Source organism: Cutibacterium porci (assembly GCF_009696315.1).
Classification (GTDB): Bacteria; Actinomycetota; Actinomycetes; order Propionibacteriales; family Propionibacteriaceae; genus Cutibacterium; species Cutibacterium porci.
Map to the genome: position 1 here is coordinate 90,460 of NZ_VUMG01000004.1, position 13,990 is coordinate 104,449.

Consider the following 13,990-nt stretch of genomic DNA (forward strand, 5'->3'; position numbering starts at 1 on the left):
TTGCTGCGTAAAACTCAGATTCCCCAGATGAGTTGAACGAGCATTCGCACCGCTAAAACACTAGTCACAATGAGGAACATCGTCCGAACAAAGCCGTTACCGTATTTCATAGCCGTCCGTGCGCCAGTCAATCCCCCGACGACATTCGCGATAACTAGCGGCCAAGCGACATGCCACCAGACATGACCATGAATCGCCAGCGTGACAATAGTGACGAGGTTTGTCACCGTATTGCAAATTTTCGCCATTCCGGAAGCTTTTAGGAACGAATACCCGCCAACGACAACGTAGGTAAGTACCCAGAAGGTACCCACCCCTGGGCCGATAGCTCCGTCATAACATCCCAAAAACAGCCCGACGATTGGAACCAGGACGGGATGTTTACCGCCTTCGCCATTGTGTGCTGCCCCTAAGGAAGGCCGTCGCCACGTGTAAATACCGATGACGACCAGCACGACCAGGAGGATAGGCGTGTAGATAGCCCGCGACATGTAGGTGACGATTCGCGCGCCAAGCACGGCACCCAGACCAGCCAGGCCAGCCGCCCACAGAAACATTCGCCAATCAGGGCGCTGACGACGCAGATACCCCACTCCTGCTGTGAGGTTTCCGACGACTTGAGCGGTCTTGTTTGTGCCGACAACGGTTGCCACTGGCGTTTCAGTCGGCAGACCGACCAACAAGGATGGCAACATAACGAGCCCACCGCCGCCCACCACGGCATTGACCCAGCCGGCTACAAACGCTGCAAGGACAAGGCCTGTGAAGACCCAAAACGTCACGTATCGACCTTCCATGTGACATAGTGGGTCCCGCCTCACAAGGAGGCGGGACCCACGGGTGGTCTCGGTTTAACTATAACTCAGGCCCATGGATGTGCCAGCAGCAACTCCGTGTTGTGATCGATCGACGTACCGATCCTACCCGCGTTTGTATGTATGTCATTCGCGCCGAATTCTCGGTACAGGCTGGCCAAACCATCGGGATCGGTGGTGTCGTAATCAGCCTGATAAGGAGCATTGGACTCGATGAGTGTCGTGAAAATGCTCACCGTACCGTCGTGATTATCGGCAAGTTCGATGATGCGGGCCATCTGCGGGAAGTCTACATGGGACGCCGTGTTGATCTCCCACCAGCTACGACGAGCATCGAGCGCATGATGGTGTGCGGTGATGTTATTCGCGTGCACGTGTCCGTTAACCCAGGCGATCACGTTGGGGTAGTGCGATAGCAGGGACACGAGCTCTGGGCCGAGGTGACGAATACCGGTACCGTCACCGGGGAGAATAGGGTTGTTCATTGTCTTTGAGTCGTGATGGCTGAAAAGGATGAACATGGTGTCGCTGGCGTCGTGGCGATGCCGCACTCCCAAATCGTCGTAGTACACACTACTACCGGCGCGCAGCACGGACTTCAACCACTTCCACTGACGGTCGTCGATGGAACCATCGGTGTAGCCGGCCCGGTTGGTGGAGTCCAGGCTGATGCCGGTCACGCCTTCTGCGATCGGGAAGGTGTAATAACCGCGTACCGCGTTGAGGTCATTTTCGCTGAAACCGTGACCATGCGGACCCGCACCATCGACACCCTCACCCAAGTGAGCCTTGATGAACTCGAAAGGAGTGAAGGGCACGCGCCGCTCATCTGCGGTGACCTGACGAGTCAGCGAGACAGCATTGTTGGATAGCGCGACCGGTCCGCCGCCTTGGGCAGCCTGGACGTACGCCTTGGCGTCCCTGTCACTGGCGAAACCGGTGATCTTGCGATCGCTGGTGTACATGGCCTCCAACAGCCCCCAGTCAGAAGGCAGGGTGCCTTGAACCGAATCGTCATGGTTTCCGAACACCGCGTACCAGGGAATCTTCACGCCCGACGAGGTCACCGGAGCCATGACGCGACGGAAGTAGCCGTCGACCTGGGGAAAGCCGGCACGTTTGTACATGTCACTATGGTGCGCTTCAGGATTGTAGAACAACGGATCCCCGAAGGTTTGCACGCTTTCCCAACGATCGCGAGCCCCGGTATTGGGGGTAATCGTGCCGCCCGCCAGCAGCGTGAGATACCAGTCGAGTTCGACGTGCTCGTGATTATCGGTGTTGTCACCAGTACTGACGAGGGCATCGAAGGCTCGGCCAGTGGCCGGACCACCCTGGAGCGAATTGACCCGACGCACCAACGAGGCCGTAGCAAGCGGACCCAACGCCTCCTGTGGACGGAAGGCCGGACCAGCCAGCGGGTGCAGGAACTCGACCCTCATCGGCGACTGCACATCGGTGACGTGCAGGTCAGTCACCTGCACGAATGACGCCACGCCTCGGCGACGGTCGTCACGGCCGCTCTTGCCCTTGGCAAGGTCCTCACGAACAACGAGTGGGTAACCGCGCTGCGCCTTGATCCTGCGATACCCGCTGCCCGGATCCCGCAGACCCACCTGTTCCAGCGTGGTGCCGGCGGTGGAATAGAGACGCTTCGAGGCATGGGCTAATGCCGGGGCAGTTCCTGTCACCGCCGCAGCGGCGACCAGGGTGATACCGCCGAGAAACGTCCGTCGTCTCAGCGCGTTCTTGGTCGTGTCGTCGTCGTTTCTGGTCAACTCGTCTTCGTTCTGTGGCATCCATTCACCTTTCGCAAGGTCGACGGGCCGTTCGGCCTGACGTACGAATACCATTGTCAGACGCCAATTGGGTCACTTCCGCGCCACATTTCGAGAACAGTTTGCGACCATATAGCAACGTGTAGATGTCGGTTGACTAAACGGTCGCAGCGACGTCAACTCTCAGCCGCGGACCTCCTTGAGGACGGCGGTCACAGCCTCGGCAACGCCAACCTGACGGCTGTCACCCGAGGCACGATCGCGAATCTCGACGACGCCGTCTTTAAGGCCCCGACCGACGACCACCGACGTCGGCATGCCGAGAATTTCACTATCAGCAAATTTCACTCCGGGGGATGCTTTGCGGTCATCGAGGAGAACCTCCAACCCGGCCTCGGCGAGCTCGCTGGCAATGCGTGTGGCCTCGTCAAGCACCTCCGTCCCTTTGCCAGTGGCCAGCACCTGGACGTCGAAGGGAGCAACCTCGCGCGGCCAGGCGAGCCCCTTTTCGTCACAAGTGCCCTCGGCGATAGCCGCCACAGCGCGAGACACCCCCAGGCCGTAAGACCCCATCGTCACCGTCACGAGCTTGCCGTTATGATCGAGCACTTTGAGCCCAAGGGCATCAGCATATTTCTTACCGAGCTGGAAGATGTGGCCTATTTCGATGCCGCGGGATAGGTGGAGTTCGCCACTACCGTCCGGCGCTGGATCGCCTTCGCGGATCTCGGCGACGTCAATAACGCCATCGGGAGTGAAGTCACGACCAGCGACAAGGTTAAAGACGTGCCGGTCTTTTTGATCGGCTCCAGTAATCCACGATGTACCAGTCACGACACGGGGGTCCACAAGATAACGCACCTTCGACGCGTTATTTTCTCCGAGAGCTCCCGGGCCGATGTAACCCTTCACCAACTGCGGATTAGCGGCGAAATCTTCTTCGGTGAAGGGTTCAACCACAGCCGGCTCCAGGGCTGCTTCCAGTCGCTTTTCGTCGACCTCGCGATCGCCAGGAAGCCCAATGGCCAGTGGTTCACGGGTGCCGTCGGGATGGGCAACCATGAAGACAACATTTTTCAAGGTATCGGCCCCAGTCCATGGCCGGTCCTCTCGCGGACGCACCTCGTTAGCCATCCGGACGAGTGACTCGATCGTCGGGACATCTGGGGTGTCAACAACCTCAGCGTCTGGCAACCCGTCGATTGGCAGTGGGTCCGGCGCCGCAACCCGGACAGCCTCCACGTTGGCGGCGTACCCGCCAGCGGATCTAACGAAAGTGTCCTCACCATTGGCCGCAACGGCCAGGAATTCTTCGGATCGGGATCCACCCATCGGGCCAGACATCGCTTTGACGATGGCGTAGTCGAATCCGAGCCGGTTGAAGATACGAATATAGGCATCGCGTTGAGCTTGGTAGGCGTCGTCCAGACCGTCCTGATCAACGTCAAAGGAGTACGCATCCATCATGACGAACTCACGGCCACGCAAAATGCCTGCACGCGGGCGAGCCTCGTCACGGTACTTGTTTTGAATCTGGTAGAGGCACAGCGGCAAGTCCTTGTAGGAGGAGTACAAGTCCTTGACCATCAGGGTGAACATCTCTTCATGGGTTGGCCCCAGCAGCATGTCCACACCTTTGCGGTCTTTGAGTCGGAAGAGGTTGTCGCCGTACTCAACCCACCGCCCGGTCTCTTTATAGGGATCGGACGCAAGTAACGCGGGGAAGCTCACCTCCTGAGCTGAGACACCGGCCATCTCTTCGCGACAAATAGCCTCGATCCTGCGCAACACCCGAAGCCCGAGCGGGAGCCACGAATAAACACCGGGAGCGACTCGACGGATGTATCCGGCTCGGATAAGCCAGCGGTGGCTAGGGACTTCGGCATCAGCCGGGTCCTCCCGCAGAGTTCGGACGAACAGCTGTGACATGCGCGTCAACACGACGTGTACCTTCCCGACCGCGCTCAGCCCTCCGCCGCCCTTCGGCGTGACCGGCCACGGTCATGTCGCATCCTAGCGGCAGATGCCATCACAGTGGCATTACCCCCAACTAGAAGTGATAACCATTCTCATTATATAGTCAGCCTGACATCCCAGGAAGACAATGGAGGACACCGTGAAACGGTTAGCATCGCTCCTTGCTGCCCTGCTGACGTTCCTGATGATCAATCCCTCATCGGCGAACGCCGCAGCACCAGGCAATGAGCCCCGGCACGACGGCCATGTCGGCGCCACCGGCACCGAGCCCGGCGGGCCAACAATCCACACACCAAAGGTCAACCATGACCCCACGAACGGCAACGCTATCGGCACCCCCGACTCACCAAATGCTGACACCAGCGTCGTACTCGACCACGGTCACGCCGATGTCTTTCGAGTCGGGTCAGCCCCCAACGGCGGTATCAATCTCACACTGAAAGAAGACGTCACCGGTGACGGGGTGCTCCACAACCCTGACAGTGTTCTGCTCAAAGTTAACGATGCTGCCCTCACCAGCATCCCAGCCGGCCTTCCCGGCGCCCCTCAGGGATACCTTTTGCCTCTGACGCAAAACGAGGATGTGCTATGGCCCGGTTGGGAAACGTTCGACGTGAGGCGCAACGGCTTTGACTCGGTCACAATTTCGGTGAGTAACGTTTCCGGGCCCGGCAAGGTACATCTGTTCTCCCAGGGCTCCTTTGGCGACGTCAAGCCCCTGCTCGACAGCAACGCTACCGAGCTGCCCGGCACTATCACCGTCGCCAAGCCCTCCCATGTGCATGCCAACTGGGTATTCAGCAAGTCGGGCGTTTACACCATGACCGTCCGGGCGCGGGCACAAAAATCTGGCAAGAACTTCCAGACCGAGCCGCATACCTACACCTGGGTGGTCGGTAACTCGACTCCCATACCCGAGCCGTGGGGAAACCCGGCTCCGACGCAAACGCCAGCCCCGAGTGTCACCTCAGCTCCGCCAACCTCCCTCGCGTCTCCGACGGCACGACCTGTGACCCCATCTCAGACATCGAAACCGAGCCCGTCGCCGACCCATGCCCGCACGCAGAACCGGCGTCACCAACCAGACCGCCAACCGGTTGCGAAGCCCCGGACTACCACGACTGCCTGTACCAAGAAGTTGATCCTTGACCACGGTCACTCTGACGTCTTCCGCGTCGGGTCAACGGCCAACCACGGTCTGAACCTCAGCCTCAAGGAGGATGTCACCGGCGAAGGTGTGCTCCATGCCCCCGAAGACGTGCTATTGGCCGTCAAGGATTCTGCTTTGACGACCATCCCGAGGGGATACCCCGGTGCCCCCAAGGGTTATCTACTTCCCATAACGCAGAACCAGAGCCTGCTGTGGCCGGGGTGGGAGACCTTCGACGTCAAACGCAATGGGTTTGGCGAGGTCAAGGTGAGAATCCATGCCGTCAAGGGTCCCGGCAAGGTGCATATGTTCTCGCAGAATTCCTTCGGCGCCATCCAGCCTCTGCTCGACGGTGGTTCGACCACCATGCCGGGGACTATTACGGTCAAGGAGCCATCCCACGTGCATACCAACTGGGTATTCACTCGGCCTGGTCGATACGAGATGACCGTTGACGCCATAGCTGTTCGCCATGGCACGACTGTCAGCACTGGAACCCACACCTACACCTGGCTCGTCGGCGCCAAAGCCATCGCTGCTGCCAGCGCCTGCTCAACCGCCGGCATCCCCGCACACGGCACCGCCCGCACCATGCCTTCTGGTAGCGCCAAACCCCTCGAAACGAGCGCCGACATGGGTGTCACCACGGCGTTTGACGGCCTCGGCGCGGCCACATCGCGCAGTGGCAGTACCGTCTCGGGCGGGCCGACGGGATCAGCTCGCACCATGGGCTCCACTGCCAAGAAGGGCATCTGCCGCCCGGTGAAGGTCAAGAGCAAGGCCACCACGAAGACCATTGCTCAGCCCGCGGGACAGTCGGCATCCGTCGCCACCGAAGGCCACTTCGACTGGGGTGTGCAATTGCAGTCCGGCAAGCTCATCTCCGCCCTCAAGGATGACCGCTCTGCTCCGGCGACATGGGTCGATCCATCGAGCATCGTGATGGCTGTTGGCGACAAAGCTAAAACCACCGCCCCTGCCGGCATGGAGTTCATAGCTCAACGGGGCACCACCGTGTGGCTCATCGGAGCCACCCAGGTCCCCGGCGTGCCGTGGCTTGGCGTCAATACGATGCACGAATCCGTCGTCAACGGCACGACCGGCCCGGTTCACATGCATCTTGACAAGGTCAGCGGTCCCGGCAAGATGGCCGTGTTTATGTCTGGCACCTTCGGTGGCGGCGTAGGCCAGCGAGTTTTCGACAATGTCGGCGGACCCACCAGCTACACCGTCGCCGCCAACACCCATGCCCATCCAAACTGGGTATTCACCGCACCCGGCCACTACGCCGTGACCGTCACACAATCGGCCACAACCAAGGATGGCAAAAAGGTCGGCGCCACTGGCACCCTCCATTTCGGTGTAGGCATCGCTGCCGGGTCAGTTGCAGCTTCTCTAGGCAAGGCTTCGGCCTCGGACGTGGCCGATCAGGATGCTGATCCGGGCTATACCATCGTGGGACGCACTCCCGATGGCAAACCGTGTGATCTCAACAGCCTGCCCCGTTCCGGCGCGTACGGCGAGTCCAAAGACGCAGGCACCGCTTCCCAGACCAGCCAGGGTCTGGCGACGGGGGTCTTCGCGGTCGCCGGCCTAGCCGCCGCTCTCCTCGTGGCAAGGAAACGACGCGGGTGAAGAACCGACTCGTGTGCGTCGTGGCCGCACTATGCCTTCTAGCAGGGTGCGGCCACGCTCCCACCTCGCATGACACGCTGTCGGTGGTCACGACCACGCCGATCCTCGCGGACTTGACGCGCCACGTCGCCGGTGACCGTGCCACCGTCACCTCTCTAGTGCCCTCGGGAGCGGATCCCCATACGTATGAACCATCCTTACGTGATGTTCGGACGGTTGTGTACTCGAAAGTTGCGCTGTCGAACTACCTCATGCTCGAGCCTCATTCGGTCATCAAAACTATTGATGCGTCGCTACCTGCGGGATCCGTCAATGTGTCCCTCGCTGAGGAAGCCCAGAAGTACGGCGCAGAGGTCATCCCTCTGGTTGAAAATGCCAATCTGGACACCGTATGGCTGGGATTGCGCGTCATGGGGAAAGGGACCGCTCAGGGAGCCGACCGCTCATCGTCAGTCCACCTTCAGCTCACGTCAGTTGACGGGCCGGGATACCTCACCGCCTACATCACCGGCACCTTCGGCCGTCCGCACATTTACTATTCGACGGCTGACGGCATCGATGAGCGTGACGATGTCGAGCTTCCTACTGACGCCCACACCCATATGTCGTGGGCATTCAGCGCACCAGGCGTGTATAAGGCAACGTTCACAGCCACCCTATCGACCGCCAGGGGGAACACCTCGATTGGCACCCAAACCCTGACGATCGCCGTCGGGGCGGACCCGCGCACGATTCCCGAGCTCGCTGATCGAACCGTCATCGACAAGGGACACGCAGACGTGGCTGCCGACATCGACGACAACACCATGACCCTACTGTCCGACCCGACGGGTGGAGGCGTACGCACCCAGAAACGCCTGAACCTGGACACGTCAGTCATCTGGGTGCCCCCAAAGGCTCTCACCGAGATTCCGCCGTCACCGACCTTCCGTTTTTTGGGGCGTCCCGGATCGTCAATTCATCAGCTACCCCAAGCGGTTCTCGGCGTCCACGTCCACGGTGAGATAGACCCTCACCTATGGATGAGCATCAAGAACACCAAGGCCTACGTACAGGTCATTCGGGACACACTCATCAAGGCTGATCCGCTAGGAGCTCAGACCTATCGCGAGAACACCAGCACCTACCTCGCCCAACTCGACGAGACGTCGCGCTACGTCGATCGCACGATCGCAACTATCCCTCGCGGACGCCGTCAGCTCATCACAAGCCATGACGCCTACGGCTACCTTGCGCAGGCTCACGGCATACAGATCGCTGGATTCATCTCCTCCAACCCTGGCGTGGAACCGTCCATGGCTCAACGACGCAAGCTCGATCAGACCATTGCCGACCTCAAAGTACCAGCAGTGTTTCTGGAGCCCACCGTGCTGCGCGATTCCTCCGTGCTGGCCGCGATCGCTGCAGAACACAGCGTCAAGGTGTGCCCCATCTATGGCGACACCTTCGATAACCGCGTCACCACCTACATCGACCTCATGAAATTCGACGCCGATTCCTTAGCCGCATGCCTGGGATGAGGCCCACTGCGGAGGCACCATGATTTATCGCCCACTAACAGTTTTGTCTGCTATTTTCCTCACGCTCAGCACTGGTATCGCCATCTCAAGGCCAGCGCAGGCATCCCCCACTCCTCCACCTGATGCTGCTCTCAAGCAGTCGGTGTCGGATAACGAGAAGGTGACGAAGGGGCCAGCCGAGATCAAGCGCGGTCATGTTGACGTCGGCCCCCGCATCGTCGACGGCAGCTTCTTCCTTATGGCTCGTGACGACACCGCGAACCCACCGGTGTGGCGCAGCACTGACGATGCTGTATTGCGTGTCGCGGACGCATCACGTATCGATGTGCCTACCGATGACACCTACTCTTTCCTGACCGAGATGCGCGGGAAAAAGGCCTATGTCATTCCCCAAACCCAAGACCAAAACGTCGTCTGGTTGGGCTGGAATACCCAAGCCCCTGAGGTAGTCAAGCATTTTCCGCGCGGAGCCGATCTCGTCTTCACAAGGCATGACGGCCCAGGACAGGTTCATATGTTCATCGAGAATGGTTTTGACTCCCCAATGCCGCTATACGACTCCACGAAATCTGGCGAGCAGTTGGTCCATATGGAGCCCAATACCCACGTCCATGCCAACTGGGTATTCTCTGATCCGGGAGCGCAGACCATTTCCGTTAATGTTCGCGGTACCGATAACACCGGGACGAAGCATTCTTATTCGACCATGTTGAGGTTCATCGTCGGCGACAAAGGTTCCGCTGACGAGGCTCGCACGATGGGAGCAGCACCGTCAGCCACTCGATCCACCACGACTTCCCGTGCCATGTCCTCGACCGTCGCCACGGCGTCCTCCTTGGCTCCAGCCATCACAACCTCCAATGATTCGAGCGAGGGCGCCCAATGGAAGGTTGGGGGAATCGCCGGGGTCGTCATTATTGGCGCCATCGTCACCGCTGTGGTGGGACATTCCAGGTCGAAGAAAATGCGCGATGACGTGTGGAACGAGAAAGACACCGACACGAGCACAGCCACGAACGATTCCGGAAACGAGCCCAGATGAACGACCTTGGATCCATTAATCTCACCGACGTCGCCGTCAATCTCGGCGGACTCCGCGTACTCTGCGACGTTAACTTGTCGGCCCACGAGGGTGACCTTCTTGCTCTGCTCGGCCCCAATGGTGCTGGCAAGACAACTATGTTGCGCACCATGCTCGGCTTGGTAAAGCCGGTCACGGGCACGGTGGACGTCGCTGGCACATCTCCTAGAAAAGCATGGCGCCATATCGGTTATGTTCCGCAGCGCCATGAATTTGCGTGGGACTTCCCCATCAGCGTCGCCGGTGTCGTCATGACTGGACGAACCCGCCACATCGGGTGGTTGCGTCACCCCGGCAAGGCTGACCACATTGCGGTGCGTGATGCTCTACGAACGGTCGGAATGTCTGAGTTAGCCAACCGTACCGTCGGGGAATTATCGGGAGGTCAACGTCAGCGCGTGCTCATTGCCCGAGCCCTAGCTACGCGTCCGTCGGTGCTGCTTCTGGACGAACCGTTTACAGGGGTCGATATGCCCACCCAGGAGATGCTCACCGAATTGTTGTGTCGGTTGTCCGCTCATGGCACCACGCTTGTCATGACGACCCATGACTTGGGCCAGGCCATGGTCACCGCTGACCGAGTATGCCTGGTTAACCGCACTGTCATCGCAGACTCCACTCCCGAAAAGCTGCGCGATCCGGCGGTGTGGATGAAAGCTTTCGGGGTTTCTGCAAATTCACCGCTGCTCGCCATGGTCGGAGCTGGCGAATCCGTCCACGCTTGAGAAGGAATCATCAATGCTGACCCCATGGGACTTCTTTACTGATCTCACCAATCCCCTGCTGGTCTTCCTGCCGAAGGCTTTACTCGTCGCCGTGGTGTGCTCAATGGTTGCCGGCGTCATTGGATCCCATGTCGTGCTTCGCGGCATGGCGTTCATCGGTGATGCGGTGGCCCACGCTGTCTTTCCCGGCCTGGCGGTGGCTTTCCTTATGCAAGGATCGCTGCTACTGGGAGGTGCCGTGGCAGGTCTCGTCACCGCCGTCCTGGTAGCAATTGTTTCCCAGAACCGACGCCTCAAGGAGGACTCCGTCATCGGCATTCTCTTTGCTGGTGCTTTCGCGCTGGGAATCGTCATCATTTCCAGAGCGCCTGGGTATTCAGGTTCCCTACAGCAATTCCTTTTCGGATCCATTACCGGCATTACCGACGACGACATTGTCGTCGTGTGCGTCGCCGGAGCCCTCGTCCTTGTGCTGGAACAGGCCGTCCACAAAGAGCTCGTCACCGTCGCTCTAGACCGAGAAACTGCGCGGGCCTCCCACCTTCCAGTCTTCGCCCTTGACCTGCTGCTCTCTGTGCTGGTGACGATGACCGTCGTCATCTCGGTACAGGTCATCGGCAACGTCCTTGTGCTAGCCCTGCTGGTGACGCCGGCTGCCACAGCCCGCCTGCTCACCGACCGGTTGGGTCGAATGATGATCCTGGCTCCGGTTATCGGCGGCCTCAGCGCCCTGGTGGGCCTGTACCTGTCGTGGTCGATCGACCTTCCGGCCGGCGGGACGATCGTCCTCGTCGCGACGGCAGTGTTCCTTCTGTGCTGGCTCCTTGCGCCGCGCGGGCTGCTCGGGTGGATGCGTCGCAGCGCCGCATGAGGAGCCTGCACTGCCTCTCCGTCCCACACCACTCACCGGCCTCCGATCAGTGGGCAACACGGAGTTTCCCACGAACCAGAGACAAAGGCCTCCGAAAACACATCAATACAAGCAATTCACGATGTGTAAAAATGACTCGCATCAGACTCGTGTTTCGATACATCGCTGTGTCTCATCGCACCACCAGCGTGAGCATCGCAGGCCACCATCGCCAGAGCAGGCATCGCCACAACGTATCTTCGATCGATCATCGGCAGGAGCGTTCGTGGGCTTATCAACCCACCCCTGACACGACATCCCGGATCCTTCTCGGACCCACAGGCAGATCGCGACCGCTACAGCCCCTGCGCCGACGCGGGATGGCGGACCCCTAGTAGAGCACTGTCGCCATTTCTCCCACCTGGCGGAAACCGACGGTGTCATACATTGCCAGGGCCCGGGTGTTGAAGTCATTGACGTAGAGCGACACCGACTCATAGCGCCGCCGGCATAGGTGTGCCACCGCAGTCATGGCGGCATCCGCCAGGCCCTTGCCCCGCCACGCCGGATCCAGCCAGACCCCCTGAATCTGACAGTACGATCGCCAGCTAACGCCAACGTCTGACTTCCATCGCACCGTTCCGTCGTCATCGACGATGGCAAAACAGTGGCCCTGCTGGAGGAGAGCACGCATGTGTCGCATGTACCCACCGGAGCTTTCGATCGGGCTGACGCCGACCTCCTCGGTGTACATCGCTACCGCAGCCTGGAAATAGGCCTGAAAATGCCCCATCGTCGCAACCGCCACGCGGGGATCCGGACCAACACGGGAGGGTTCCTGCAACTCCAACAGCGGCTGACTGGCACGAACCTCCCGAGGACTCCCCCACGCCCTCGGGTACCGCTGGGATAGGAGGTGATGCAACGCCAAAACTGGTTCCGCTCGTCCCATCATTGATGACGATGTACGCCAAGGACCGATCTTGGAGGCTAAAGCCTCAATTGCTGAGTCATCGGCTGCGACGGGCACGACGTTGGCACCGAGGTGAAGCACCCCCTGCAATTCACGGGACCGAATCACACCGACGACGGGGCATCCAAGCCTGCCACGATTGAGACCATGAGCCTGGATCCTCGACAGCAAGAACATGTTGCCCACTGGGTCCTGCTGGAGGTATTCGGTGACCTGAGCCACGTCAGTGTCGTCAAGGACTCTGACCCTGGTAAACACGTCAGGAAACCGCTACTTCCGGTTCCCCGGTCTCATTGATGCTTTCAGCCATTCGATTCGCTTCGTCGACAAGAGTGGCGACGATTTCGTTTTCCGGGACGGTGCGAACCACTTCGCCGTGCTTGAAGATCTTGCCTTTACCATTGCCGGCAGCCACACCTAGGTCCGCCTCGCGGCCCTCTCCCAGACCGTTGACGACGCATCCCATGACGGCCACGCGCAGCGGGGCGTCAATTCCCTCGAGGGCGTCGGTGACGTCGTTTGCCAACGATAGGACGTCGACCTGGCAACGTCCGCACGACGGGCAGGAAACGATCTCTAGGCCGCGCGGGCGCAGGTTGAGCGACTCCAGGATCTTGATGCCCACCTTGACTTCCTCGACCGGATCAGCCGACAAAGAGACACGGATCGTGTCGCCAATACCCTCGGCCAGGAGGTGCCCGAAGGCCACCGCCGACTTGATGGTGCCTTGGAAGGCCGGGCCAGCCTCCGTAACGCCCAAATGAAGGGGATAATCGCATGCGGCGGCAAGCTGCTCGTATGCACGGATCATGACGACTGGGTCATGGTGTTTCACCGAGATTTTGAAGTCCCGGAATCCGTACTGTTCAAAGAGACTGGCCTCCCACAACGCCGACTCCACCATGGCCTCGGCAGTCGGAGCGCCGTATTTGTCGAGCAGACGCTTATCGAGAGATCCAGCGTTCACACCGATTCGGATGCTCGTGCCATGCTCCGTGGCAGCCTGGCAGATCGATTCAATCTGGTCGTCGAATTTGCGGATATTTCCGGGGTTCACGCGCACCGCACCGCAACCAGCCTCGATCGCCTGGAAAACATATTTTGGCTGGAAGTGAATATCAGCGATCACCGGGATCTGAGACTGCTTAGCGATAATTGGTAGCGCCTCAGCGTCTTTATCGGTTGGGCACGCGACGCGAACGATGTCGCAGCCAGCAGCTGTCAGTGCGGCGATTTGCTGCAAAGTGGCACCGACGTCGTGGGTCTTGGTAGTCGTCATGGACTGCACCGAGATGGGTGCGTCACCACCGACGAGCACATCTCCCACCTTGATCTGGCGCGTCTTTCGACGCGGCGCCAGAGTCGGGACGGGAGGGGTCGGCATGCCCAGGTTCACGGTCATTGACGTGTCACTCCTGAAATCGCGGGTTGTCGTCTCTATTGTGTCACCACCATTGCCGCTGCGGTGACGCTGACAGCGAGCACC

The 13,990-nt window shown here is 59.9% G+C and carries 10 protein-coding genes; 5 read left to right on the top strand and 5 right to left on the bottom strand.

Features of this window, described 5'->3' with window-relative positions; all coding sequences use genetic code 11:
• Positions 1-14: 14 nt before the first annotated feature.
• The 3 genes from FYJ43_RS10570 to FYJ43_RS10580 all read right to left on the bottom strand — a co-directional run bounded on the left by FYJ43_RS10570 (position 15) and on the right by FYJ43_RS10580 (position 4,522).
• A complete protein-coding gene (locus tag FYJ43_RS10570; RefSeq protein ID WP_326833585.1) occupies positions 15-782 on the bottom strand; it encodes a sulfite exporter TauE/SafE family protein in 768 nt (255 codons plus the stop codon).
• An 80-nt stretch (positions 783-862) separates the two neighbouring features.
• Positions 863-2,614 (bottom strand): TIGR03767 family metallophosphoesterase, encoded by a 1,752-nt coding sequence (locus FYJ43_RS10575; RefSeq protein ID WP_195839978.1) that lies wholly within the window; start codon positions 2,612-2,614, stop codon positions 863-865.
• A gap of 162 nt (positions 2,615-2,776) precedes the next feature.
• Positions 2,777-4,522, bottom strand: a complete 1,746-nt coding sequence (locus FYJ43_RS10580; RefSeq protein WP_154564884.1) for a proline--tRNA ligase — start codon at positions 4,520-4,522, stop codon at positions 2,777-2,779.
• A gap of 175 nt (positions 4,523-4,697) precedes the next feature.
• Here FYJ43_RS10580 and FYJ43_RS10585 point away from each other — a divergent pair, with 175 nt between their 5' ends.
• Genes FYJ43_RS10585 through FYJ43_RS10605 form a run of 5 tightly spaced genes read left to right on the top strand, consistent with a single transcriptional unit; the run spans position 4,698 to position 11,552 of the window.
• Positions 4,698-7,355: a TIGR03773 family transporter-associated surface protein gene (locus FYJ43_RS10585; protein WP_154564676.1), complete on the top strand. Its 2,658-nt coding sequence runs from the start codon at positions 4,698-4,700 to the stop codon at positions 7,353-7,355.
• Complete coding sequence (locus FYJ43_RS10590; RefSeq protein ID WP_326833586.1) at positions 7,352-8,875, top strand: anchored repeat ABC transporter, substrate-binding protein; 1,524 nt, start codon at positions 7,352-7,354, stop codon at positions 8,873-8,875. The genes FYJ43_RS10585 and FYJ43_RS10590 overlap by 4 nt, the downstream gene beginning before the upstream one ends.
• Before the next feature lie 19 nt (positions 8,876-8,894).
• The gene (locus FYJ43_RS10595) at positions 8,895-9,917 is read left to right on the top strand and encodes a choice-of-anchor M domain-containing protein (protein ID WP_154564678.1); all 1,023 of its coding nucleotides are present in this window, start codon (positions 8,895-8,897) and stop codon (positions 9,915-9,917) included.
• On the top strand, positions 9,914-10,681 hold the full coding sequence (locus FYJ43_RS10600) for an anchored repeat-type ABC transporter ATP-binding subunit (RefSeq protein WP_154564680.1): 768 nt from the start codon (positions 9,914-9,916) through the stop codon (positions 10,679-10,681). Before FYJ43_RS10595 ends, FYJ43_RS10600 begins: the two co-directional genes overlap by 4 nt.
• Before the next feature lie 13 nt (positions 10,682-10,694).
• On the top strand, positions 10,695-11,552 hold the full coding sequence (locus FYJ43_RS10605; RefSeq protein WP_154564682.1) for an anchored repeat-type ABC transporter permease subunit: 858 nt from the start codon (positions 10,695-10,697) through the stop codon (positions 11,550-11,552).
• 370 nt (positions 11,553-11,922) lie between these two features.
• On the opposite strand, the gene FYJ43_RS10610 is transcribed toward FYJ43_RS10605, so the two are convergent.
• The gene (locus FYJ43_RS10610) at positions 11,923-12,762 is read right to left on the bottom strand and encodes a GNAT family N-acetyltransferase (RefSeq protein WP_326833587.1); all 840 of its coding nucleotides are present in this window, start codon (positions 12,760-12,762) and stop codon (positions 11,923-11,925) included.
• A gap of 1 nt (position 12,763) precedes the next feature.
• Positions 12,764-13,945 carry a flavodoxin-dependent (E)-4-hydroxy-3-methylbut-2-enyl-diphosphate synthase gene (gene ispG, locus FYJ43_RS10615; RefSeq protein ID WP_326833610.1) on the bottom strand — a complete coding sequence of 394 codons (1,182 nt, stop codon included), beginning with the start codon at positions 13,943-13,945 and terminating at the stop codon, positions 12,764-12,766.
• Between the last annotated feature and the right edge of the window lie 45 nt (positions 13,946-13,990).